The following is a 24,854-nucleotide window of genomic DNA, read 5'->3' as shown; positions in this document are numbered from 1 at the left end:
GGAGGGTGACAAAAATGATCGAATTGATGAATATTATTAACCCGATCCTTAGTATCGGTGGTCTCGGTGTTGTTTTTGGCGCAGGCCTTGGCATCGCTGGCGAAGTATTCAAAGTTGAAGAAGACCCTAAAATCGGCCAGATTTTAGAAGTACTTCCTGGCGCAAACTGCGGTGGCTGCGGCTTCCCTGGTTGTGGCGGTCTTGCTTCCGCTATCGCCGCTGGTAATGCACCTGTAAACGGTTGTCCCGTTGGTGGTGCTGCAGTTGCTGAAAAAGTTGGTGCAATTATGGGTGTTGAAGCTTCTGCTGCAGACCCAATTGCTGCCTTCGTAAAATGTGGCGGTACATGCGAAAAAGCAAAAGAAAAATATGAATACTTTGGTATTGACGATTGTAACATGGCAGTTCAGCTAGCAGGTGGCGGCTCCAAAAGCTGCTCCTATGGCTGTCTTGGTTTGGGTAGTTGTAAAAAAGCTTGCGCTTTTGACGCTATCGAAATTATCGATGGAATTGCCGTAATTGATAAAGATAAGTGTGTTGCTTGTGGCAAATGTGTCTCCGCCTGCCCTAAACATATTATCGAACTTCTTCCTGCAAAGAATAAAGTGAAAGTTCAGTGTTCTTCTAAGGACATTGGCAAAAACGTAATGCAGGTTTGCTCTGTTGGTTGTATTGCATGTAAGATTTGTGAAAAGAATTGTCCTTTTGACGCAATACATGTAATTGACAACATAGCAGTAATTGATTACACAAAGTGTAAGGCTTGTGGTATCTGTGCAAACAAATGCCCTAAGAACGTTATCACAGGTAAGAGACCTACACCCCCTGCCCAGGAAGCCCCTAAGGCTGCACCTGCTCAGGAAGCTCCCGCTAAGGAAGAAGCGAAAGCTGAATAATTTTGTAAATTTAAGGACACATTCAAAAGAATGTGTCCTTTCTTAATATTTTTTTATATTTTCTGCCCTTTACCCACCCCCGCAAATATGTTATAATGTATACCGTTGAGCGGCAGACTAAAATCACTTTTAAATGCCGCTCACAATATATTTTATTAACAAAAGAAACTAAGGGGGCGCCTATTATGAGAGGACAAACACAGAATGTTTGGGTTTTGGTTTTACTGCTTTTAGCTGGCGTAGTTTTAGGTGGTTTTATTGGAAATGTTTTAGGAGATGTTCCTGCGTTAAGTTGGCTTGCTTATGGTAGTAAATTTGGTCTGTCATCCCCACTTGTCTTAGACTTAGGAGTACTTACCCTACAGTTTGCTTTTACCATTCGTTTTACCATCGCAGGAATCATTGGGATTATCGTTGCATTGCTGGTATATCGCAAACTATAATCGTCATAGCCGCTTGGCGGCTTTTTTTCTGTCGTTTTTTTGGTTGCAAAAACCTGCCCTTTTTTGAAAAAGACAAGGTTTTTTATTGAAAAGGATGTTAAAAAGAGTTATGATAAAATATAAGGCTTTTATTAAGGGGCCGCCTGTTTTAGCATATAAAATCTGTATATTTCACAGAGTTTCCTATAAGAAAGGGGCATGAAAATGTTTTCGAAAGATATGGGTATCGATCTTGGTACCGCTAACACACTGGTATATATGAAAGAAAAAGGCATCATCGTGAATGAACCCTCCGTTGTTGCAATAAATACACAAACAAAAGAAGTTCTTGCTGTGGGTAACGAAGCAAAAGATATGATTGGCCGTACCCCTGGCAACATCGTTGCCATCCGCCCAATGAAAGATGGGGTCATTGCAGATTTTGACGTAACACAGGCAATGCTTCGCTATTTTATCAATAAAGCTTATGTACGTTCTATGTTTGGCCCCAAGCCTCGCATCGTTATTTGCGTACCCTCTGGTGTAACTGAAGTGGAAAAAAGAGCCGTTTTGGAAGCTGCCATTGCCGCTGGTTCAAAAGATAAAGATACCTATCTAATTGAAGAACCCATGGCTGCCTCCATTGGTGCCGGCCTTCCCGTTGCAGAACCCACTGGTAGCATGGTTGTGGATATTGGTGGTGGCACTAGCGAGGTTGCTGTCATCTCTCTGGGTGGCATCGTAACCAGTACCTCCCTGCGCGTAGCAGGGGATGCCCTAGACAATGCTATTGTGGGTTATATTAAAAGAGAGTTTAATCTTGCCATCGGTGATAGAACAGCAGAAGAAATCAAAATCACCATTGGTTCAACTTTCCCGTTGGAAAAAGAAGAAAAAATGGAAATTCGTGGACGAGATTTGATAAGCGGTCTACCTAAAACCGTTGAAGTAACTTCTATTCACATTCGAGAAGCATTGTCAGAGCCTGTGGAATCTATTATCGAAACAATAAAGCAAACCCTAGAAGCAACCCCTCCCGAGTTGGCAGCTGATATTATGGAATATGGTATCACTTTAACCGGGGGCGGCGCAATGTTGAGAGGGCTAGATAGACTGATCACCTCAGAAACAGGAATGCCCGTTCATATTGCCAACGAGCCTTTGAACTGCGTTGCCGTTGGGACAGGCCTTGTTTTGGAACACATTGACACGCTAAAATCTGTGCTGATCTCTCCCAGAAAAGCACTTTTTTGAAATGAAAAATTACGGGATTACACCTAACCTTGAAGGAGCGTTTAATTTTGATTCAATTATGGGAAGAACATAAAAAGAAAATTATCGCCGTGATTGCAATCGCCATTACTGCTGTTGCGTTATTTGTAGGCGGGAAAAATTTGAATGCCTCAGCGTTGGAAAGCGTAATAGGCTTTGTTGTTACGCCCTTTCAAGATTTAACAACAGGAATCGGGAGTTGGGTGGAAAACACGGCTTCATCTGCTCAGGATAAAACAAAGCTTCTTGAGGAAAATGCTAAATTGAAGGAAGAAGTGGCAAAGTTGCAGGACGAAAATAAACGTCTAGAGCAATATGAAAAAGAAAATGAAGCATTATCCTCGTTGCTAAAAATTTCTCAAAAATACCCCAATTACAAAAGTACAGGGACCAATATTATCGCTAAAAACCCAGGGATATGGTATGATACCTTTACAATTAACAAAGGCACATCCCATGGTGTTTCTGCCAATATGATTTTAATTGCACCAGGCGGAGTGGTTGGAAAAATTCTGGAAAGTGGCAATAACTATTCCAAGTCCCAGTCCATCCTTGACAGTAGAAGTGCCGTACCTGCTATGAGCCTTCGTACAGGGGATTTAGGCGTTGTAAAGGGCGATTACTCCCTTATGAATGATGGACTTTGCAAGATGGAATATATCGATGGAGAAGCACAGATTGCTGTGGGGGACGAAATTGTTACATCCCACCTCTCTGAGGTCTATCCGGAAGGTCTTTCCATCGGTAAAGTAATAAAAATCGAAACCGATACCAATGGTCTCACAAAATACGCAGTAATTGAACCTTTTGTAGATTTAAAACATTTAGACACTCTTTTGGTAATCGATAAAAATACAATGGAGGAAAACCCTTGAGAATCATCGTTACAGCCGTTGTGGTTTTGATTAATTTCATATTGCAAACAACCCTGTTTCAACATTTAGCAATTCAGAGTATTTTTCCAAATACCGGGCTGATCATTGTGGTTTCCTATGCTCTTTTGCGGGGAAGCAAAGAGGGTTGTATCGTTGGGGTTTGCACAGGGCTCTTGTTTGATATTTTTTTTGGCACTGCTGCAGGGTATTACGCTTTGCTATTCCTTGGCATCAGCTACTTTACAGGCCGAAGCCAGAAGAACTTCTATCGCGAGAACTACCTCCTCCCCATTTTATTTTGTGCAATGGCCGCAGGGTTATATGAGTCTTTCCACTTCTTAACGGAACTGGTATTAAGAAAAGATGGAGATATCCTCTTTTTCCTAGTGAAAATTTTTCTTCCTACCCTGGTATACACCGCTGTAGTCACCATTCCCATCTACCGAATCTTATTTGGCATTAATGAATGGTTGGAACTTAAAGAAAAATACAAATATCGATTGTTTTAATAAATTTTTGGGGGCTCAAGGTAAAAACCCAAAAAAGATTCTGACACAGGTTTTATACTTTGTTTGGTGCATACATCTTACCAAAATATTTTGACCCCCCGTCTGTTTCCAATAGGAGGAACCGATGAGACACTATATTGATCATTTTATTGAATTATGTAAAAGCCGAGTTTTCGTCATGCTTTGCGGAATTTCTTTGCTTTTTTTCATATTAGTATTACGTCTATTCTCCTTGCAGATTATACATGGTGAGGAATATGATAAGTCTATTACTGCCAGCGTCTCCAAAACCGTCAACGTACCCGCATCCCGGGGAAATATTTATGACCGGTATGGGCGTCCGTTGGCAACCAATACTGTTGCATACTCTGTGCAAATAGATGATAGTATCACCGTAGATTTGAAAGATTACAAAGAAGAATTGCTCGTACAGCTAACCAGTACTTTGTGGAAGCAAGGTGCAACCCCTAATGACACATTGCCTATTTCTTCTTCCGCTCCCTACACCTTCACCTTTGAAGGCACGGAGCGGGAACAGCGAAAAGCAGAAAAAAGTTGGAAAGAATCTTTGGGCTTCCCTAAGGGCATGGATGATGCTACTGCCCAAGAAAGTTTAAACTTTTTATTTGAAAAGTATCACGCACCAACATCCTATACAATGCCTCAAAAAAGAGCATATGTGTCATATTATATCACCTTAACTGACAAAAACCTTATGGCTCTAACTCTAGCAGAAAAATTATCTGAGTTTGGCGAAACTTTGACCGATGAGCTTCCTTTAGCACGGGAGTATCCCTACACACTACAATTTAACGAAAGCGAAACCAGAGAAGAAAACTGGAAAGTTGGCGTTGGTATGGAGGATGAAGAACTGAAATATGACTCTCTTGAAACCTTAGATTATTTAAGGGACTTTTTCGGTCTACCGGAGGGCTTACCAACTGATGTAGTTAGAAATACTGTGGGCATTCGTTACTCCCTTTATCTGCAACGCTATCAGCAGTATAAGTCCGTTACCATTGCCACTAATATCAGCGAAAAAACGTTGGCCTATGTTGAAGAAAATCAGGATATTTTCCCAAATGTGCTTGTTGACACAGTATCCCTAAGAGAGTATCCCCAAGGGGAGCATTTTTCCCACATCTTAGGATATATTCGCCAGATGACCGAAGCCGATTACGCCTTATATAAAGATGATTTAGATTCAGAAGGTAACCCCATTTACTCTCAAACAGATGTTGTTGGCCAAACAGGTATTGAAAAACTTTATGAAAGACAACTTAACGGGATCGACGGCAAGGTATCTATCGAAGTAGATAACCAAGGCCGCCGTATGAGCGTCATTGATTCAACGGAACCAGTTCCCGGAAAAGATATCTTCCTTACACTGGATAGCGAATTACAAAAAATTGCTTATAATGCCCTTGAATCTGAATTGCAAAAAGCCGTAATTGGAAAATTAACTTCTTACGGTAAAAACTCTGTTTCTATTACAGATATGTTTACCGCAATGATTAAAGCAAACCATATTTCGGCTTCTAAGCTTATGAAGGCAACAAGCGGTGTGCAAAAGCAGGTTTTTGACGGCTTCTTGGCTGCAAACCCTGGTTTCTCCAAGGAGGATGAGGATGCCATTTCAATGGTTCAAACATACCTGCTGGATAATTTGACTCGAGGCACCTTCTCATCAAGGGAAGCCCTTCTGGTTGCTATGGAGCAAGGCACATTGGCAGCTTCAAAAGAAGATATGGCAGCTGTTCAAAACGGCAGCATTTCTCCATTAACCATGGTTTTAAATAAGCTGAGAAGCGGAGAATTTAGCCCCTCCGACACAGCTTTGGATCCTTGCACCGGCTCAGTGTTTGTTACAAAAATAGGTACTGGCGAAGTTTTAGCCAGCGTTTCCTATCCGTCCTATGATAACAATCAGCTTGTAAACAACTTTAACAACACCTACTATAACGACCTATTGCAGGATGGGAATACACCCTTGGTAAACCGTCCCTTAAAACAAAAAAAGGCACCAGGCTCCACGTTTAAAATGATTACAGCCCTAGCTGGACTGGAAACGGGGGCTATCTCCACAAACACCTATATTCGTGATCAGGGGATTTATAGAGATGCTGGTACACCATATGCCCGGTGCTGGATTTATAGCAACACAGGAGGTACCCATGGTATCCTTGATGTAGCAACAGCCCTAGAAGTATCCTGTAACTACTTCTTCTATGAAGTTGCCTATCGCATGGGTAATGCAAAAGATGGCACTACCAACGAAGGCATTACAACTTTAAACGAATATATGGCCGCTTTTGGATTAAACACCCTAACGGGTTTAGAATTAGATGAATATGCGCCCACAATGGCCTCCCCTTACTACAAGGAACGTACTGTAAAAACATTTAACCCAGATGCAACCACCAGCCAGACTCGTTGGACTGACGGTGATACCATTCGTGCTGCCATTGGGCAATCAGTACACAGCTATACACCTGCACAAATTACAAAATACGTTTCTACCTTGGCAAATGGTGGTACATTATACCGTTTGCACATGATTAGCCATTTGCAAAATCCAGATGGATCCCTATATTATCGTGTTGATGAAACCATTGAAAATGTAACAAATTTTCAAGAAGAAAACCTTCAAAAGGTATATCAAGGTATGAATCAGGTTACAACCGGCTCTCGTGGTACTCTGCGTTATTCCTTCAGAGATTTCCCAGTAAAGGTTGCCGCAAAAACAGGAACCGCCGAGGAGGATAAAACAAGAAGCTCCCATACATGGTTTGTTTGTTTTGCTCCCTATGATGATCCTCAAATTGCAATTACCGTTATGATTCCCTTTGGCGAGGGTAGTGGCACTCCCGCGCCCGAAGTGGCAAAGGCAATCATCACTGAATACTTGGGATTAGATTATGCGCCAGAAAATACCAACTTACAGACTGTTTTGACACAATGATACAGGAGGGTATTATGAATTTAGAAAACTATGTTATTTTCAAAGGAACCAAAGACGGCGTCACTGTGCTTTTTGATGAAAACGCAACATTTGATGAGCTTTGTGAACAATTAGAAAAAAAAGTACAAGAAGCCGGAAAATTTTTTGATAATGTGAAAACCTCTTTGGCTTTCAAAGGCCGTACATTTTCCGAAGAAGAGGAACAGCACCTACTACGTATTATAACCGACCACACAACAATGGAGATTACCTTTTTAAAAACAGAAAATAACGAACTACTTCAGTTAACAACCTTATTAGAAAAGGAAATGTCTCCTCATAACTTAACAAAATTTCATAGGGGCTCCTTAAGAAACGGTCAAAAAATAGAGTTCGATGGAAGTGTAGTCATTATCGGTGATGTAAACCCTGGTGCAGAAATTAAAGCAACGGGGAATATTATCGTCTTAGGACAGCTTAAGGGAATGGCTCATGCAGGGTGTCAAGGTTTAACAGATGCATTTGTCGCTTCGGTGTATATGGCTCCCGTCCAGCTTAGAATTGGTGATATTATAACCAGATTTCCTGAGGAGAATAAACGGGGTCCTAAGCCCCCAGAATACGCATTTGTACAAGAAGGGCAAATTTTCGTCATGGCGCTGTCGTAAAATAGGATTTTTTTTCTGTTTTAACTAAAAAAAATGGATGCAAATCTTGCTAGTTTTTGTTAATATAGTAATATATACGTAGTTCCCAATTTTCATATTTTGGGAAAAAAGAAAATTTGGCTTCTGGATTAGGAGGAACATAGATGAGTGAAGTAATCGTAATTACCAGTGGCAAGGGTGGTGTAGGTAAGACAACTACAAGTGCCAACCTTGGCTGCGGTTTAGCGGTAATGGGTAAAAAAGTTGCATTAGTTGATGCTGATATTGGTCTGCGCAACCTTGATGTTGTTATGGGCCTGGAAAATAGAATTGTTTATGACCTTGTAGATGTTGTAGAGGGTAATTGTCGTTTGAAGCAAGCCTTGATTAAGGACAAGCGTTATGACGGCCTGTTCCTTTTACCTGCTGCGCAAACAAGAGACAAAGATGCAGTTTCCCCCGAGCAGATGCAAAAGCTGTGTGAGAGTTTAAAGGAAGAAGGCTTTGACTTTATCTTAATCGACTGCCCCGCAGGCATTGAACAAGGCTTTAAAAATGCAATTGCCGGCGCTGATAGAGGGGTCGTTGTCACAACTCCCGAGGTTTCAGCCGTAAGAGATGCTGACCGCATTATCGGCCTGTTGGAAGCAAATGGCCTAAATAATCCTATGTTGATTTTGAACCGTTTACGCATTGACTTGGTTCAAAGAGGCGATATGATGAATATCGAAGACGTTACAGAAATTTTGGCGGTTGACATTCTTGGGGTTGTACCCGATGATGAAGCAATCGTTATTGCAACAAACAAAGGAGAGCCTGCCGTAACAAATCAAGAATCTCGTGCAGGACAAGCTTATAGAAATATTGTACAGCGTATTTTGGGACAAGAAGTACCAATTATGTCCTTTGAAGAACAGCCTGTAAGCTTTTTTGAAAAGTTGAAGGGCTTATTCCGTCATTAAACCTCACTACCTAGACGAAAGGATGTGTCCCGATGGATTTCTTGAGCTTTTTTAAAAAGAAAAATACGCCACCATCTGGTAGCGTTGCCAAAGATAGATTAAAACTGGTTCTGGTTCATGATCGAGTGAATTGTTCCTCTCAGGTTCTTGAAATGTTAAAAACAGACATTATCAAAGTTATTTCTAACTATATGGAAATTGACGAAGAAGAACTGGATATTCAAATTACCCAGACCCAGTCCGAAGAAAATAACGGAACAGTCCCTGTATTGTATGCAAATATACCTATCAAAAGTATGCGTAAAGTACAAGACTAAAAATACAGCAAGTGAGCCGAGAAAAGCGGTATATTTTACCTCTTATTGTCCTCGGCTTTCCTTGTTTCAGCAATACGGGTGATTTTTACCCCGGTCGGAGGAATTTGACCCATGGAATTCAAAAAATATTTTCAGAATTTTGATTGGTGGTTATTAGGTGCAGTTGCAGTTCTCACTGTTTTCGGACTGGTTGCCATCGCCAGTGCAACTCACGTAAATCTTGGAGAAAGTACAACTTTTGTTGTAAAACAGGGTGCCTTCTTTTTTGTAGGAATCCTCTTGATGCTCATTGCGGCAAATATTGACTATGAGTATTTTTCACAGTTTCATATCCCTATTTATTGTATCAACTTATTATTACTGTTAGCAGTACTATTGATTGGTACTGGTGCAAAGGGGGCTGTTCGCTGGATTGCCATTGGCCCTCTCACCATTCAGCCATCAGAATTTGCAAAGATTATGATGATTTTTTGCCTAGCACAAACAATCACAATCAACCATCATAAAATAAATCGCCTTCCTTTTTTGGCATACCTATGTGTTTATGTGATGGTTCCTATTGTGCTGATTCAAAAGCAGCCGGCCCTTTCTGCAAGCTTGGTATTGATTGCAATTTTCTGTATTCAGCTTTTTGTGGCAGGCCTTAGTTATACCTTTATACGGAACGTGCTTATTGTTGCCGTTCCTCTAATTGGTTTCATCCTATGGGACGTTGCAAGGGAATATCCATTGATTATGGATAAAATTTTTGAACCTCATCAGTTCAACCGTATCCTCTCTTTCGTAGATCCAAAAAGGGATGCAAGCCTATATTACCAAACTGAAAAATCAATCAGCGCCATCGGCTCTGGGCAGCTTACAGGGCAAGGCTTGTTCAGCGGAACACTAAACCAATTAAGCTATCTCCCTGAACCTCATAACGACTTTATTTTCTCTGTTATCGGCGAAGAATTTGGTTTTATAGGTTGTATATTTGTTTTGGGAGTCTTGCTTTTTATCGTATTTCGTTGTATAGTAATAGCAATATCATCCAGAAATTTATTTAGTCAGTTGGTAGTCTCTGGCATAGCGGGAATGTTTGCATTTCAAACTTTCGTTAACGCAGGTGTTGCTCTGGGTATCCTACCCAATACGGGTATGTCCCTACCATTCGTTAGTTACGGCGGTAGTTCCATGTGGACCAATATGGTTGCTATTGGCCTTGTATTAAACATAAGAAAAAAAGAAACAAAATCATTGTTTGAGGGAGGATTGTTATGAATATCGGTTTGATCGCCCATGATAATAAAAAGAAATTAATGGAAAATCTTTGTATTGCTTACAGACACATTCTTTGTAAACACGACATTTATGCAACAGGCACCACTGGCCGTCTTGTTGAGGAGGCCGCAAATTTAGTTGTCCATAAGTATCTCTCTAGCCGACTAGGTGGAGAGCAGCAGATGGGTGCGCAAATTGTAAACAACGATATCGATGTTATGATATTTTTAAGAGACCCTGTGTCTCCTCAGGATTATGAATCAGAGGTTAACTCTATTTTCCGACTTTGTGATATGCACAATATTCCCCTGGCCACAAACTTGGCCACTGCGGAAGTACTTCTGCTTGCGTTGGATAGAGGCGATTTGGACTGGAGAAATGTGGTGAGATAAGGTTATGCTTAATATGGAATTTAACGGTACTGCTTTTCTGATTTTGGTTGGTTATTATCTTATCATTAATCTAACAAATTATTTTATGATGACCTTTGATAAAAAGGCTGCAATAAACCAAAAAAGGCGAATACCGGAAAAAAATTTCTATCTTATGGGTATACTGGGCGGAGGTCTGGGCGGTTTACTGGCGCAGATTTTTAAAAGACACAAAACACGCCATTTAGATTTTATCTTTGTATTTACCCTAACAGCAATCCTGCATATCTTGGTGATTTATCTAATTATGGGTAAATTTGTTGTTACTTTTCACTGAAATAACCCTTTTGTATACCGATATTACAAAAAAGTAGCGGCAAAACTGTTTATTTTAACAGCATTGTCGCTACTTTCTATTTACGCTCTATGGGTACCCAAAACAAAACCTTTATTTTACACCTGAATTTTGATATCAAATTTATACGGTATGAACAATGGTTATTTCATCCGCTTTATATGCCACATATATAAATTTCCCAATCTCCATTGGCCTTGCGAAGTAGAACCCTTGGAGGTAATTACACTGAATTTGTCGTAAAAACTCGACCTGCTCTCTGGTTTCTACCCCTTCACAAACACACTGAATATTAAGGGATTTTGCTATACTCACAATGGCCGTTAACACATTCTTAGTTTTCCCAGTCAACAGTCCTTGCCTGAGAAATTGCTTGTCAATTTTAATACAGTCCACCTGCTTTCCCCCCAACATATTTAGGGAGGAATAACCACTTCCAAAGTCATCAATAGAGATTGAAAAACCGATTTTTTTCAGATTATCAAAAGATTCAAGAACCTTCTTTTCATTGCCATAAATATACTCTGTTATCTCAAGTTCAATCAATCCATAGTCTATGTCATACCTATCTGCAATCGCCTTAAGCCTTTGGCTATAATCCTCATCATTTGCATGCTGTCTGGACTGATTGACCGCAATCGGTACAGGCTGTATCCCACTGTCTATTAATCTACGCTGCAATCTACAGGCTTTTTCAAACATGTAGTCATCCAGTTTTATTATAAACCCACTTTGCTCAAAATAAGGAATAAACTCATCTGGAAAAATAATATTTCCATTTGGCTCAATCCAACGAACCAATGCCTCCGCACCACAAATTTTACCTGTCTGGGTTTCATACTGTGGTTGTAAATACATATGAAACTCTTGGTTTTCAAGGGCCTTTTGCATCTTTGCATCTATTATTTTTTCCCTTAACACTCTATTCTCCAACTCATCAGAATAAAAATAGACGGCTGTTTTCTGTCGCTTGGCTTCAAATAATGCCAATTCAGCCTTATCCAAGTTGATTTGTACATCCTCATTCAAATAATTTTGATATATACCCACATGGAAATCCAAGGCGACTGAAACAACTTCATCCCTATACTCACCAAGGTTTGAAAGCACGCAATGTAAATAATCATCTATCCTTTGTTTTTCCACAAAAGGCAAAATAACCACATAATTTAATGAGGACGTTAGTGCCAACATGGCTCCCTGATCAGTACAATTTTTTAACACTTGAGCAACAAACGCCCGTATGTCATCACCCACTTGTACTCCTAAAACCATATTAATTTGTTTTAACTTCCCAATATCTAAAACTATGGTTGAAGTATTCTCTTTACAATACTTTCCACCAAAGCGTAGAAGAAAGTTTCGATTATTCATTTTTAATTCTTTATCATAATAGGCCGCCTTATGGAGCTTACGGTAATGGACCACAGCCACGGTTAAACATAAAAGCAACAGTAACTGCCCCACACGCACAAACCATTTGTAATATTGTTCAAAAAAAGATTGGAAATTATATTCCGGAATTTTATTGTTTAACATAATTGTACTAATCTTCTCACCATCTGTTGCCATTATTGCCCGATCCATTAAGCTAAGGACTACCGATCCACTTCTATTATTAAAGTTAATGCCCATGCTTAAGTCCAGCTGAGGCACATTAAAATCGTAGAGCCTGTCCAGCTTTTCAGATAATTGGGGACTTGCACCATCTGTCATATCATCTAGCATTATAAAATCCACTTCCCCCGACTTAGCAGCCGCAATGCTACTTACTAAAGAATCATAGACTTTGACGTTCCAGTGAGGATAGTAATTTTGAATATATGTATGAACGCTTTCAATATTCCCAATGGAAGCAACATTATTAGGACTTTGAAAGTCAACTATCTTCCCCTTCTCCGTCCAATAAGAATAGACTCCATGAATATAAGGCTCAGTAAACACTAAATTGTACCGTTTTCCAAGCTGCGGTGATTCTACCATGCCAAGTAGTATATCTGATTTTTGTTTTATTGCATTGTCAATACTATCAGCAAAAATAACCTCATAGGGTAGCCCATATACTTTTGTAAAATAATCTATCAGCGCCGCATACGGCCCAATATATTTTCCCCTTTCTTCATCATATTGAATTAGCTTTGTTCCCTTTTCAATTGCAAATTTAATTGGTTTAGCGGAGTCCATAAAAGTCTGTTCCTCTTTGGTACTTGCCAATTCATATTCTATTCCTTTTAGATGCTTATCCCGCAACTGCACCTCAAAACTGGGAAAGGCAACCTGTAGTTTATGTTTTGCCTCAGCAAAATGTTTGAGGATAGGTTCATTTTTCTCCTTTGAAATAAAGCAAAGCTCCATGGTATCTATTAGATCAACCACTTTAAATCCTTCTTCGTTTTCGTAGAAAGGAAGGGCCGCTAGTTCCAGTTTCCCTTGTTTTATATCATTTTTCAAAACAGCCATATCATCATAATAGACAGGCATTACATCGATGGCATGTTCCTTTTCATATTTTTCTATCATTGCCAAGGTAGCGGGCATTGTATAACCCACATTTTTTCCACGAAACGAAGATATTCCCTTATAAAACAACTCCTGATTGGTTTTTGATGTGGAAAGGGTAAGCTGTATATCCGTTATTTTCGATGATTTAACTAGACCCTGGGACAGATTGTAAGGATAGTCAATGATAATATCCAATTCCCCCTGATTTAATTGCTCTTGCAACCTTTCTCGCGATGCAAATACGTAAATAAATTTGTAGCGCTCAAAGGGTGAACTCATAAATTTATTAATCTCTTGGATATAATCTGGAATAAAGCCTTGATGGTTTTCGTCTGCCTTCTGATTACAGAGAAATTTATTTCCTTCCACGCACCCGACCTTAACAGTACGTACCACTTGATTCACTTCGGATGCAAAACAGTTAACACCGCCTAAGCACATCAACAAAATGAAAGCCACTATCCCTTTTCTAAAGGCTGACAATGTAAATCCCCCCTATCAATCATTACTCCAAGCTTATAACCAACTTTTGTTGCCCTTTTCTCTAATGCAATCAATGAATTACTTGTCCACCAATATCATTGAGAGGTCCCTTTAATGCTTTGGCCAAACAGTACAAATCACTCATATATCCAATTTGCTTTACTGTTCTCTATTTATCCTTAGTGATAAATAGCTTTAAGCGTTATACAAGACAACTTGGTTAAAAATTAATATCAACTTCTTTTTTTACTATAAAAAGGCAGTTAAAAATCCATCTCTCAGAAACATAAGGTACATGTATTGACATTATTTCTAATGGTTATGTTTAAAACATTAATTAAAACACTACGCCAGGTATAAAATAACGTCTAATTAAAAATAAAGAATTTATTCAGAATAAACATGGCTATAACACTAATAGTATTATTTTTTAGTAAAATTTGCAATATCTGATTTTTATTTTTACATAAATTGTATAAAAATTTTTGTTGGGTACATCTGATTAAGCCAATGCACAAGTGCCTATTTATTTTCCATGCTGAACATAAAAAAGGTCTTCTATGAACTTAAATAAGCATAGAAAACCCCATTCTTATTATTTAATTTATTTTTTTCCAAATACATGTCTCCCAATTGTGTGGGTAACGGGTATGGACCAAATCCACCGACTTGTAGCAGTAGCAGGATTCCAATAGTATAATGCACCATCAACGGGATCCCACCCACTAAGGGCATCCTTAGCAGCTTGTATTGCGACTTCATTTGGAGTCAAGTAAAACTGTTTATCACGAACGGCATCAAAGGCGCCTTCTTGGAAGATAACCTCCGCAATCGTATCGGGGAAATTTTCATTTTCAACTCGATTTAAAACCACAGCACCTACTGCTACTTGACCTTCATATGGTTCACCACGGGCTTCACCATGAATAATAGACGCCAACAGCATCAATTCCTCCTCACCCAGATTTTCCAAACTACCACCTCCGGAGGGCTGCTCCGTTATAATTCCTAGGGCATTTAGTGTTGCGGTTCCGGCAATTCCATCGGGAGTAAGATTATTTACTTCCTGAAATTCTAAAATAGCTTCATAAGTCTTTTCGCCGAATATACCATCAACCGTTCCCCTATAAAATCCTAGATCTTTCAAACGCTGCTGAGTCTGTTGGACCAGCTCACCCCTAGTACCCCAAGTAACAAATTGAGCCACTGTTTGAGCTTGAGGCTCAAAACTTTGTACCGTATGTCCAAATAAACAGAGCGAAAGCGCAAGCATACAACACCATGCAACGCCTTTTCCCCATACTTTCATCCTTCCGCCCCCCGTCAATGCTTAATTTCGTTCTTGCCACCACTCCACAACTTTAAATTTTACTTTTGGTGTAATTTCATTTTGAGCCAAAGAGGAAACCACCAAAAATTCTTCTTCTGTCAGTGTATTTTCAAGCCTTTGATGGCTTTCTTCAGTGGAATATCCCCAAGAAGCATCAACATAGCACATTTGTGGGTATAATACACACCACCAATTTTGCCCTTCTGCCTCACCAATTTCTATACGTAGCGCATCATAAACACCTGCTGGAAAAATCAAGTCATCATATCGCTTAAAAGGAAACTCTTCCCTTACTATAGATACACCAACGGCGTAATCATATCCTTGGGCAACAACCTCTTCTTGGGCTGTTGTACAGATTTTTTCCTTTACCTTTTCTAGCTCTTTCAAAGTTTCTTCTTTGCTTTCGCAAGAAGACAAAATATGCCCGTACTCCTGCAAAACTCGATCCCTAACCTTTAGCTTTAATGCCTGATCCTCTTGTGAATCACTATTTGCCAAAACATGAAAACGCACAACTTTTGCTGAAATACCACCCTGAATCATTTGAGAGTATCCTTTGGTCCAATGAGCCCCAAAAGCTGCACTAAATGTAACTCCAATTACAACGGCGGCACACCAATACCACTTTTCTTTTTTCCAAAGGTCTTTTATTGTTTTCTTTAATTTATTTAATCTACTCATGTCCTCACCCTTTTTCTTTGTTAAAGGGATGATTTCCTTTTTTTTGCTTATTTAATCATCGAATTCTCCCTGTATCTCGAATTTTTATTTCTGGCTCCACAACAATCGTCACGTCCTTCCAAAAATCTCCAGAATATTCAGGATCCACACGACGCAAACGCACCGCCAAACCTAAAAGCTCCGCTGTATCTTGTTCTTGTGCTATTTTCATTGTATTTTGAATTTCTGTTTTTATGATTTCAGAGAAGAGATTTTCCAATTTTTTTGTTCCTTCCTCGGAAAAAGCATCTTTACTTGCGTTTCCTAAAAGATCACCATGAATACGCAAACGGATCAAACACTCCGTTTTACCATCCTTCTGGGGCTTAAAATCGTAGTCTACATCACCACGCACAACCCTCAATGGAACACGTTTTCCATTTTGATCTGCCTCCAGTACAGCACCCTCTGCCTCACCCAACAAAAATAAATACCCCTGCTCCTCTTTATCATTTAAAAAAGTAGAGAGTTCCATATTTACAACTGCAACGCCTCCCCCTAAATAGAGGCCACTTTCCGTTGGCTCAATTCTAGGTAAAATACTTGAACCTCTTTGTTCTGCCAGCTCGGTAAAAAAGGTATCCATATCTAACCCTTTCGTAACACCTACCTCTTTTGCAGTATTCTTAAAAAAGTCCCATAGGAAAAGGCCTGTACCATTATCTTCTTCCATCATTGACTCTATACAGGCTTCTGCCTTAGCCTCTGTAGCCAAAACTGTTACCTTTTTGGATATATCCTGGCTTCGCTCTAGTTCTTCTAATAAAGACATCAACAGTATTTTATCCTCCAGTATGCTCTTGCCAAAAACAATCATTTTTAGCTGTCCCAGCTCTGTTTTGCGGGAATTTCGGCTATCGTTGCTAGCTATGGCATCCGCCAGGGTTTTCCCCTCACAAACCATCTTTTTGGGCTCTTTTTCTTCCGTTTTAGCGGGAGCAAAGGATATAATATACCCCTCATCCTTTTTATCCACTCCCATAGTAATCATATACTCTCTGTCCTCTGGATCCCTTTTATCCCAACATCCTGTTGTTATAAAAAGGGGCAATACCGTTAATACAATCCATTTCCACTTATTCATATTTGCCCCTCCCTTTCATTGCATCGATACATAGGGCAACAAAAGGCAAAAGGATCAAAAAAATACCATTTAGCCATGGCGCAACCCTAAGCCTTAGCCAGTAAGCAGATGCCATATCTTGAGGTAATAAAGCTACAATAAACACAATAGGAATCCATAAGAATAACCATCGGTTGCGCTTTCTAGCTCTGCCTCGGAACATCCTGATGCATAAATCTGTTGCAAAAAAAAGCAAAATTGACACATAAAGAAAGGTAGTAACCATCCAAAACCAAAGTAGAAACAAGTCCTGTCTTCCTAAAAAAATCCCGGAAAAGCTCACTCTTTCTAACATCTGTAAGGTTGGTAGCAATTTTCCCGATAACACTTCAGCACCATATACAGCCAAGGATAAAAATACCAAAACTGTAGTCGTAATGGTGGTGACCATACAAGTCAACCAGATACGTCTACCACAGTGGGCCCTTTTTTCTAAATACGGAAAGATAAATAAAAGGGCAACCATACCTTGAAATACAGGTCCAAAAAAGGGTGCACTACTCCAAATACTTTTCAAATCTGGAATTTGGATAGGCAAAACGCGGTTATAGTCAGCGGAAATAGCTACAAAAATTAAAATAAAGATTAAGGGAACAAACACAACAAAAAACAAAATTTCAGATGCCCTAGCACTGCACTCACATCCCTGGACAGCCGCCAAACCACACACCATAAGCATAAGGGCAATTAATAGCCACAGAGGCGTTAGCGGAAGCATAGCAGACGAAATAACATCGCAGAACAAGCGTAGCTCTAAGGCAGCATCAAACACCAATTTAGCACCCAAGCCGAGGGCAAACACTGTGCCCAAAAGTCGACCAAATGAGTGCTCAAACCACTCTACTGCCGTATAGGTAGGATGTTTTTTCCCCATATAAACTAAAAAGACTGCAACCAATGAAGCAACAACACCCCAGATTATTGTTACAATCCAGCAACTATTTCCTGTAGTCTCTGCCAATTCGCTTGGCAAAAACAGAACTGCCGTACTAAAAAAATACAGCAGTAGCATAGATTCCAGCTGGCGCACAGAAATTTTATGGTTTTCTGCAAACATAATTAATCTCCTCCCTTTCGCCCTCTTGCCGATGGCCTAGTAAATATAGGGCGTCGTTTCATCTTTTGTAAAGGCATACGAAAAATAGTATCTTCCCAGTCCACATCATCGTTTACGGATGCAGAACAAAATGGATACATAAAAGGAATTCCATAAGAAGTTAAGCTACACAAATGGGCTAGAATAAATAATAAGGACACCCACAAACCAAATAACCCAAATATGGCTGCAAAAAAAATAGTTAAATATTTACACAATCGAAGCCCGGAAACCAAAGATACATTGGGAATAACAAAAGTACAGATTCCCGTAAGGGCAGAAACAATAACCACGGCAGGGCTTACAATGCCGGCCTCCACTGCTGCTGACCCAATAATGATACCACCAACAATACCAATGGTTGAACTTACAGGGGATGGCAGCCTAATTCCTGCCTCTCGCAACAACTCAAAGGCCAATTCCATTATGACAACTTCCCCAACTACAGAAAATGGTATGTTTTGCCTTGTGGTAGCAATCTTCAAGGCTAGCGCCGTTGGTATCAATTCAGGATGATATACCGACAGTGCAATGTAAAGCCCCGGTAACGCAATTGCCACAAATGCCGCCACATAGCGAATGGCACGGATAAAGCTCATAATCTCCCAGCGGTCATAGTAGTCCTCCGCCGCTTGGAAGAAAACATTCAGCGTTACAGGAAGCATCACAACAAAAGGCGTGTTGTCAATAACTAATACAACCCGTCCCTCTAACAAGGCAGATGAAGCCTTATCAGGCCTTTCTGTCATTTGCAATTGAGGAAAGGGGGATAGCCAACGCTTTTCCAAAAGCTGCTCAATATATCCACTGTCCAAAACTGCATCTAGACTCATAGTATCCAACTGTTTTTCAATCATTTTCAGTGTTTTTGGCCGTACCAAATCTTCCATATACATTAGTGCCACATCCGTTTTACTTCTTGCACCTATTTTCTTTCGCTTCAGCTTTAGCTTTGTATCCCGAATTCGGCGGCGAATTAAAACAATATTAATAGCCATGACCTCCAAAAAAGCATCCTTTGGCCCTTGAACCACCACTTCCGTTTGCGCTTGATTCACCCCTCGGGAAGGAAACCCTTTTGTGGAAGCCTGCAATGCAAAGGCATTGCCATCCATAAACAGCACCGTATCCCCCAGTAATACCGCATCATATACTTGCTGTAAGTCTGTTATCTTGCTGATTTCCCTTACCGCAATAATATCCTCCATTAAAACTTCCAGCAAACCACTATCGTTACACTCTTTGTATCGACTCATTAGGTTGGTCATAATAAAGTTTTGGATTGTGTCACCGTCTATCATATTATCCGTATAAACCATAAATAGCCTTGATTTACCGCTACCCACGACAAATTCACGCATCACAATGTCGCCACAGTCTCGAAACGACTCTTTGATGGCAACTATATTTTCTGCCAGATCTTTTGAAATCTGCATACATCCACCGCCTTCCATTTTTGCTTATTTTTCCTTAAAATGCAAAAACTATACATCGGGATTTCTGCATCAAGCAAGATCATAGGCCTCCGTTTGTATCCCTGTAACTCTCCCCAATAAAAAGATATAAAACCTTAATTGCCATTATCCAAGGGATTCATTTTTTACAACCACCCTGGCCGTTGACCAGCTAAAATATACCTGGCATAAGGGATAAGAGTAAAAGCTCCCCCTTAAGTTCTGGATATGAAAACTACAAGGCATTTACTTGCTTCACACACAAAAAAAACGCCCATATTCAATATGGACGTTTCGTTTGATTTTATATTCAATTAAGCCATTGAGCCACCACCAACAATTAAATCGGTGTTTTTAAATGAAAATACCTGCATATCATATGCACGTGCTAATTTTTCTAAAGCAAGTTCCCTCTGGGATACTCCCAATTTTACCTGATCCAGCGTAAGCTTTGTAATATTTCCTGCAGCATAATTCACTTCTGCAGTTTTCAAATCAGCCTGAGCCTGAGCTAGATCAGCCTTTGCCTGATTATAATTTGCTTCCGTTTGCTGCAATTGAACATAAGCATTACGAATTGCAATTTCCTTATCCTCTTTTGCTGCCTTCAAATTCCTTTGCGCTGACTCATAAGAGTTTTTATTGCTCTTATTAGAAGAATCCGGTGTAGATTCCGATAAGTAGTTTTTGTTGAACTTTGCATCCTCAACTGCCTGCTCCTGCAACAAGATACTGTAATCCTTCTTCATCTGGGCATTAATATAAGCCTCCAAAGAGCCCTGTAACACATAGGGTTCAAAGTCCGCATCATATTCTACTTTGTACTTCTTATCAATTGATTCTCCAATAATATTATTTAAACTCATATACATCTGTTCTAATGTTTTTTCCAGCTGATAAATGTTTACCTTGCTTGCATCATACTCTGCTTTTAATTGGTCTAACTTATATTGACTTATCATTCCTAAACGATACTTTGTTTGACCCTGCTCGTATAATGTTTTTTGAAGTTCGCCGGTTTGCTTTAACAAATCTAAGTTTGCCTCATTCTCCACGATGGAAGAAAAGGTATTTTTTAAGGTAGCTTCAAGAGCTAAGCTTGCAATCTGCGCTGCATACTTATTCTTTGTCATACCACTATCAGTATTATATACTGCTGATGAATACATATAAACTGCATCGTTTACCCATTTTTGATAATCATAAGTAGGCACAGAAAAAGAGCCAACTACATCCCATAAATCCTCTTTGGATTCTTGCAAAAACTCATTGTTTTTTTGCAAATCAATTAGCTTAATACTATGTTTCTTTGCCTTTTCCAGAGCCTGCTCGTAGGTCAAAACAGGAATATCTTGAGCTGCTGCTTCAGTTACAGCCACCTCTGTTGCGGAAGGTGTTTCTGCACCGTATGCTGTTGTACCAAAAAGAGTCACCGCCAGTGCTAAGGCCACCACACCTTTAGTGCTTCCTATCATTTTTTTCATGGTATTTCCTCCTCAAAGCCGCTTTTGTTTTTATGATAAAACTAATTATAACATATTTTTTAGAAAATTCTAGTACATTAAGGATTTCTTAATCATTTCTTTTGAGGATTTTATTAATCTTAACTTGGTTTTTCAGAAAATTCGAAAATACAGTTCCACGCAAAATATAGGGTTATTCCCTATCACACAAAAACCACCAAAGCATACGTTAAAACTGAAAAATAGGAAACAGAACCTAATATTGTTTGGAAGTAAAATTTAACGAACCTCTAACAAATATACTTTTCATAAAAAAAGGAACCCCCTAAGGGGTTCCTCTTAAACTACTTAGAAACTAAGTAGTAATTATTTTGTGCCACCATTCAATGTAGCTGTCTTTGTAGCTGCATCCCATGTTACATCTGTTACGCCCAAAGCTGTACCCAAATCTCTCAAAGGCAAGAATGTTCTGCCGTCTCTGATTTCAGGAGCTGCGGAAGCAGGGATTGCGGAACCATTTACATAGATTGTCTTCTGACCAACAGTCATAGTGATGATTCTCTGTCCGTACATGATTGTAACTGTTCTAGCTTCTGCGTTCCACAATACGTTGTTTGTGTTTACGCCAAGAGCCTTGGAGATTGCTCTTACAGGCAACATTGTGTAACCAGCGTCGCTGATGTAAGCTGCTACGTCCAATTCAACTTTGTTTTCGCCAGCTACCAAGTATTTTTCGCCAACAGGTACTACTACCTTAGTTGTGAAAAGGTTATCCTGGTCTCTACCGGATGTTACTACGTTAACGAATGCTGCTCTTACAACTTCACTGTAATCGCAAACGTCTGTTACATAGCTATCTTCTTTAATATCCTTAACTGCAGGACGAGTAAAGTCTTTACCTACTGCATCTTCCAATCTCTTAATTTCGTTAGCCAAGTCTTTATCTGTATTGATATCATCAGCAGCAAAGAGTAACTGTGCTTCATATGCCTTAGCTAAAGTAGATTTAATCTTCAAATCATAAGCGCCTGCAGGAATGTTTCTCTGCATGAACAACTTCATATCTTTGATAGTTACTGTTGCTTTCGCATCAGATTCATCCTTAACATAGAAAGAAAGTTCGCCTTTATCCTTGGATGTTGTATCTTTGATTTCAAGATCTGAATCTTTGTCGATTTCAAATGTTGCGTCTTTTTCGAACTGAATCATATCGCCTTTATCTACTGCAAATGTGAATTCAGCTTCATCCTTCGCCCAGAGACCTTCTTCTGCCTCTGTGATTACGATAGATGTAGGAACTTCTGTATTCCTGTAGTCGATAATCAAATCGTTCTGTTCTGCCTTAACTGTGTAAGGTTTAACAAATTTAGCGATTTTTACTTCCTGTTTGTCAACCAAAGCGCCTTCGAATGTCAACTTAACGTCGCCTTCGAATGTAGGGTCAGCAACCAATTCCAACTGGAATGTTACTGTTGCTGGATCCTTCTGGAGATCTACGTTAACATCATCAAATACTCTCTTTTTGAACTCAAAGTTCTTGTGATCGCCATTCTGGTATGCATCAAAGAATGCTTTTTCCCAATCAGAGTTCTTTACATCAGAAACTGATGCATCTTTACCACTGCCTTTAGTTACAAAGAAGTTGTCTGTATCTATTACCTTTACATCTGTTACATAAACGCCTTCAGGCAAATTAAAGTTAAAGCCCTGTCTCATGGACCAAGCGCCAGCAAATGTTTCTTCAGCTGTTACTTCCAAAGACAAGTGATCGGAGTCATCTGTAATACCGTAGTTTTCAACATTAACGCCACTGTAGATTACTGGAACATCATCATCTTCGTCTACAGTAAGGTTTACTTTGTAATCAACAACTTTAGCTACTTCGCAAGAAGCAGAATCCATGTTGCTGGATTTAGCTGTGATTGTTGCAACTGCACCAGCTTTTGCGGAAACTGCTTCAATCTCAGTACCCTTTAATGTGATTTCATCTTTACCTTCTTCAGTAACAGTCAACTTAATTTCGTTTTCGTCAACCCAAGTTACGCTAGCAAACTCAGCTGTACCCATGTTTTTCTTTACAAACTCAAATCCTTTGCTTAATTTCAAGGAAATTTCTGTATCCTTTTTAAAATTATCAACTGCGGATTCAATCTTTAACCCATTGCTATTTAAAGCAACGATTTCTTCTTCAGCTACGTCTACAGTTTTCTTTACAGAAACTTTAAGACCTTTGCCAAGGATTGAAGCATAAACCAAGTCATCTGTTTTTACCATCTTAGAATCTACAGATACTGTTGCTTTTCTGCCTTCACCTGTTTTATCCATAATGGAAATCAAGTCAACATAAACAATATCATCCTTATGCAACTTACCAACAATTGTAAACTCTAACTCATCATCCACAATTTTAATGTCTTTGAAAGTCACGTTGCTAACAGCGCCTGATGCTGCTAATGCTTTGTCATATGCAGTTTGAGCGTCTGCTGTTGCTTCCTTTGCTTTGTCTAAAGCAGTTTTTGCCTTGTCCATAACATCTTTAGCTGCAACAACTGTAGCATCGGCTGCAACGAGTTCTGCTTCTTTTTCTGCTACTGCATCTTCATAAGCTTTCTGCTTTGCTACTGTGTCAGCCATTGCTGCTGTCAAAAGATCCTGTTTTGCAGCAAGCACTGCATTTGCGTTGTCTAAAGCAGTTTTTAAGGTTGCAAGTTTAGCTGCATCGGGATCAGGTTTTACTTTTTCTTCATCATAAGCAGTCTGAGCAGCTTCAACTTTGCCTGATGCTGTTGATACAGCTGTTACTGCTGTACCTGTTTCTGATGTAGGATTGTATACTACTAATGCCGCATCCAAGTTTGTTTTTACGTCAGCACTTGCTAGTGCTGCTACTGCATCATCATGTTTGTCTGCTGCTGCTACTTTTGCTTTATAGTCTGTTGCTGCACCATCATAAGCTTTCTGCTTTTCTTCTTCAGCTTTTTTTGCATCATCCAATGTTTTCTTGGCTGCTACTAGTGCTGCATTGCTTGTGTCAACAGCTGTGCTGTCATCCAAACGCACACCAAGATTTTTGGATGTGTCAAAATTTGCTTTATCCCAATCTGCATTGTCCAAAGTAACTGTTACATCCATTTCAGGTGTAGAACCACTTGTCAGCTGATAATCTGTACCTGTTACTTTCAACTGAAGTTCAGGGATATCGCTAGCATTGAGTTCGCTACCCACACTAATTTTGCCACTGAAACCTTTGGATTTTTCCAAGGCATCAATAACCTTAGCTGTAGCAGTAACATCTCCCTTTGCAAACGCTGTTGCAGGAACAAGGGAAGCTACCATAGCTGCAGCCATAACGAAAGAAATAAACTTCTTCATCGTTAAATTCCTCCTTTTAATTTTAAGTATTTGTTTGTGTTTCGTTTTATAATTATACAACGAATGCAGTTCAATTGTTCAGCCTTGCTACTTATGTCCCTTCCTGTTTCGTTTGCCAAACCTTGGCTCCTTCGCTCTTCCCTCACACCCATTCAGGAGAGTCGACCTCCGTCCCCAAGCTTTGCCTCCCGTCCCATTCCGTTTCACAAATAGGAAAGCCTTACCATTTACTATGCAAGGTTATTATACGCATGGATTTTTAAAATGACAAGAGATTATGGCAAAATGTAACATAACTGTAATAATGGTGAAATGCTGGTTTTGTCCCCTTGTAATATATAACAACCCCTTGCAAATGAAGGATTTTAATGGCTTATATAGATAGAAATTCCCGTATTTCCTTTTGATTGTCCCCTCAACACTTAATCTGGCTCAACATTCCCCTCAATAAAAAAAGAACCCCTTACGGGGTTCCTTTCTT

The 24,854-nt window shown here is 39.6% G+C and carries 20 protein-coding genes; 12 read left to right on the top strand and 8 right to left on the bottom strand.

Going from position 1 to position 24,854, the window contains the following annotated elements; all coding sequences use genetic code 11:
* The first annotated feature begins 17 nt into the window (after nt 1-17).
* The 12 genes from rnfB (at nt 18) to ABVZ64_RS04720 (ending at nt 10,809) form a co-directional block, all read left to right on the top strand.
* Nucleotides 18-896: an RnfABCDGE type electron transport complex subunit B gene (rnfB, locus tag ABVZ64_RS04775; protein ID WP_502892580.1), complete on the top strand. Its 879-nt coding sequence runs from the start codon at nt 18-20 to the stop codon at nt 894-896.
* Nucleotides 897-1,081: 185 nt separating this feature from the next.
* Nucleotides 1,082-1,339, top strand: coding sequence for a DUF4321 domain-containing protein (locus tag ABVZ64_RS04770; protein ID WP_352399907.1), 258 nt, complete (start codon nt 1,082-1,084; stop codon nt 1,337-1,339).
* Between the two features lie 204 nt (nt 1,340-1,543).
* Nucleotides 1,544-2,572: a rod shape-determining protein gene (locus tag ABVZ64_RS04765; protein WP_352399906.1), complete on the top strand. Its 1,029-nt coding sequence runs from the start codon at nt 1,544-1,546 to the stop codon at nt 2,570-2,572.
* A 47-nt stretch (nt 2,573-2,619) separates the two neighbouring features.
* Nucleotides 2,620-3,465: a rod shape-determining protein MreC gene (mreC, locus tag ABVZ64_RS04760; RefSeq protein WP_352399905.1), complete on the top strand. Its 846-nt coding sequence runs from the start codon at nt 2,620-2,622 to the stop codon at nt 3,463-3,465.
* Complete coding sequence (gene mreD / locus ABVZ64_RS04755) at nt 3,462-3,974, top strand: rod shape-determining protein MreD (protein WP_352399904.1); 513 nt, start codon at nt 3,462-3,464, stop codon at nt 3,972-3,974. The genes mreC and mreD overlap by 4 nt, the downstream gene beginning before the upstream one ends.
* Nucleotides 3,975-4,098: 124 nt before the next feature.
* Entirely contained in the window at nt 4,099-6,936 is a 2,838-nt protein-coding gene (locus ABVZ64_RS04750) for a penicillin-binding transpeptidase domain-containing protein (protein ID WP_352399903.1), read from the top strand.
* Between the two features lie 14 nt (nt 6,937-6,950).
* Entirely contained in the window at nt 6,951-7,583 is a 633-nt protein-coding gene (gene minC, locus ABVZ64_RS04745) for a septum site-determining protein MinC (protein ID WP_352399902.1), read from the top strand.
* 143 nt (nt 7,584-7,726) lie between these two features.
* Nucleotides 7,727-8,524, top strand: a complete 798-nt coding sequence (gene minD, locus ABVZ64_RS04740; protein ID WP_352399901.1) for a septum site-determining protein MinD — start codon at nt 7,727-7,729, stop codon at nt 8,522-8,524.
* A gap of 32 nt (nt 8,525-8,556) precedes the next feature.
* Nucleotides 8,557-8,841: a cell division topological specificity factor MinE gene (gene minE, locus ABVZ64_RS04735; protein ID WP_352399900.1), complete on the top strand. Its 285-nt coding sequence runs from the start codon at nt 8,557-8,559 to the stop codon at nt 8,839-8,841.
* A gap of 111 nt (nt 8,842-8,952) precedes the next feature.
* Entirely contained in the window at nt 8,953-10,101 is a 1,149-nt protein-coding gene (locus ABVZ64_RS04730; protein WP_352399899.1) for an FtsW/RodA/SpoVE family cell cycle protein, read from the top strand.
* On the top strand, nt 10,098-10,493 hold the full coding sequence (locus ABVZ64_RS04725; protein ID WP_313529748.1) for a methylglyoxal synthase: 396 nt from the start codon (nt 10,098-10,100) through the stop codon (nt 10,491-10,493). Before ABVZ64_RS04730 ends, ABVZ64_RS04725 begins: the two co-directional genes overlap by 4 nt.
* A 4-nt stretch (nt 10,494-10,497) precedes the next feature.
* Nucleotides 10,498-10,809, top strand: coding sequence for a DUF1294 domain-containing protein (locus tag ABVZ64_RS04720; protein ID WP_352399898.1), 312 nt, complete (start codon nt 10,498-10,500; stop codon nt 10,807-10,809).
* A gap of 141 nt (nt 10,810-10,950) precedes the next feature.
* Here the strand turns inward: ABVZ64_RS04720 and ABVZ64_RS04715 are convergent, their stop codons facing one another.
* From ABVZ64_RS04715 to ABVZ64_RS04680, 8 genes are all read right to left on the bottom strand, one after another.
* Nucleotides 10,951-13,812 (bottom strand): EAL domain-containing protein, encoded by a 2,862-nt coding sequence (locus ABVZ64_RS04715; protein ID WP_352399897.1) that lies wholly within the window; start codon nt 13,810-13,812, stop codon nt 10,951-10,953.
* A 604-nt stretch (nt 13,813-14,416) separates the two neighbouring features.
* On the bottom strand, nt 14,417-15,121 hold the full coding sequence (gene sleB, locus ABVZ64_RS04710; protein WP_352399896.1) for a spore cortex-lytic enzyme: 705 nt from the start codon (nt 15,119-15,121) through the stop codon (nt 14,417-14,419).
* Between the two features lie 21 nt (nt 15,122-15,142).
* Complete coding sequence (gene spoIIR / locus ABVZ64_RS04705) at nt 15,143-15,826, bottom strand: stage II sporulation protein R (protein WP_352399895.1); 684 nt, start codon at nt 15,824-15,826, stop codon at nt 15,143-15,145.
* A 55-nt stretch (nt 15,827-15,881) separates the two neighbouring features.
* Nucleotides 15,882-16,949 carry a Ger(x)C family spore germination protein gene (locus ABVZ64_RS04700; protein ID WP_352399894.1) on the bottom strand — a complete coding sequence of 356 codons (1,068 nt, stop codon included), beginning with the start codon at nt 16,947-16,949 and terminating at the stop codon, nt 15,882-15,884.
* On the bottom strand, nt 16,942-18,045 hold the full coding sequence (locus tag ABVZ64_RS04695; RefSeq protein ID WP_352399893.1) for a GerAB/ArcD/ProY family transporter: 1,104 nt from the start codon (nt 18,043-18,045) through the stop codon (nt 16,942-16,944). Before ABVZ64_RS04695 ends, ABVZ64_RS04700 begins: the two co-directional genes overlap by 8 nt.
* Before the next feature lie 2 nt (nt 18,046-18,047).
* Nucleotides 18,048-19,520: a spore germination protein gene (locus ABVZ64_RS04690; protein ID WP_352399892.1), complete on the bottom strand. Its 1,473-nt coding sequence runs from the start codon at nt 19,518-19,520 to the stop codon at nt 18,048-18,050.
* 332 nt (nt 19,521-19,852) lie between these two features.
* Complete coding sequence (locus ABVZ64_RS04685; protein WP_352399891.1) at nt 19,853-21,022, bottom strand: TolC family protein; 1,170 nt, start codon at nt 21,020-21,022, stop codon at nt 19,853-19,855.
* 345 nt (nt 21,023-21,367) lie between these two features.
* Nucleotides 21,368-24,373 carry a stalk domain-containing protein gene (locus tag ABVZ64_RS04680; protein ID WP_352399890.1) on the bottom strand — a complete coding sequence of 1,002 codons (3,006 nt, stop codon included), beginning with the start codon at nt 24,371-24,373 and terminating at the stop codon, nt 21,368-21,370.
* Nucleotides 24,374-24,854: the final 481 nt, after the last annotated feature.

The organism is Anaerotignum sp., from assembly GCF_040307045.1.
Classification (GTDB): domain Bacteria; phylum Bacillota; class Clostridia; order Lachnospirales; family Anaerotignaceae; genus Chakrabartyella.
The sequence above is the reverse complement of the archived record's forward strand: the minus strand, read 5'-3'. Positions and strand labels throughout refer to the sequence as shown.

Bases quoted from the DNA above. Each gene is read 5' to 3' on its own strand.
- spoIIR (WP_352399895.1), bottom strand. From the start codon at position 15,826: ATGAGTAGATTAAATAAATTAAAGAAAACAATAAAAGACCTTTGGAAA.
- ABVZ64_RS04730 (WP_352399899.1), top strand. From the start codon at position 8,953: ATGGAATTCAAAAAATATTTTCAGAATTTTGATTGGTGGTTATTAGGT.
- sleB (WP_352399896.1), bottom strand. From the start codon at position 15,121: ATGAAAGTATGGGGAAAAGGCGTTGCATGGTGTTGTATGCTTGCGCTT.
- ABVZ64_RS04700 (WP_352399894.1), bottom strand. From the start codon at position 16,949: ATGAATAAGTGGAAATGGATTGTATTAACGGTATTGCCCCTTTTTATA.
- ABVZ64_RS04725 (WP_313529748.1), top strand. From the start codon at position 10,098: ATGAATATCGGTTTGATCGCCCATGATAATAAAAAGAAATTAATGGAA.
- minC (WP_352399902.1), top strand. From the start codon at position 6,951: ATGAATTTAGAAAACTATGTTATTTTCAAAGGAACCAAAGACGGCGTC.
- ABVZ64_RS04770 (WP_352399907.1), top strand. From the start codon at position 1,082: ATGAGAGGACAAACACAGAATGTTTGGGTTTTGGTTTTACTGCTTTTA.
- ABVZ64_RS04765 (WP_352399906.1), top strand. From the start codon at position 1,544: ATGTTTTCGAAAGATATGGGTATCGATCTTGGTACCGCTAACACACTG.
- ABVZ64_RS04690 (WP_352399892.1), bottom strand. From the start codon at position 19,520: ATGCAGATTTCAAAAGATCTGGCAGAAAATATAGTTGCCATCAAAGAG.
- ABVZ64_RS04680 (WP_352399890.1), bottom strand. From the start codon at position 24,373: ATGAAGAAGTTTATTTCTTTCGTTATGGCTGCAGCTATGGTAGCTTCC.
- ABVZ64_RS04720 (WP_352399898.1), top strand. From the start codon at position 10,498: ATGCTTAATATGGAATTTAACGGTACTGCTTTTCTGATTTTGGTTGGT.
- minD (WP_352399901.1), top strand. From the start codon at position 7,727: ATGAGTGAAGTAATCGTAATTACCAGTGGCAAGGGTGGTGTAGGTAAG.
- ABVZ64_RS04685 (WP_352399891.1), bottom strand. From the start codon at position 21,022: ATGAAAAAAATGATAGGAAGCACTAAAGGTGTGGTGGCCTTAGCACTG.
- minE (WP_352399900.1), top strand. From the start codon at position 8,557: ATGGATTTCTTGAGCTTTTTTAAAAAGAAAAATACGCCACCATCTGGT.
- ABVZ64_RS04750 (WP_352399903.1), top strand. From the start codon at position 4,099: ATGAGACACTATATTGATCATTTTATTGAATTATGTAAAAGCCGAGTT.
- ABVZ64_RS04695 (WP_352399893.1), bottom strand. From the start codon at position 18,045: ATGTTTGCAGAAAACCATAAAATTTCTGTGCGCCAGCTGGAATCTATG.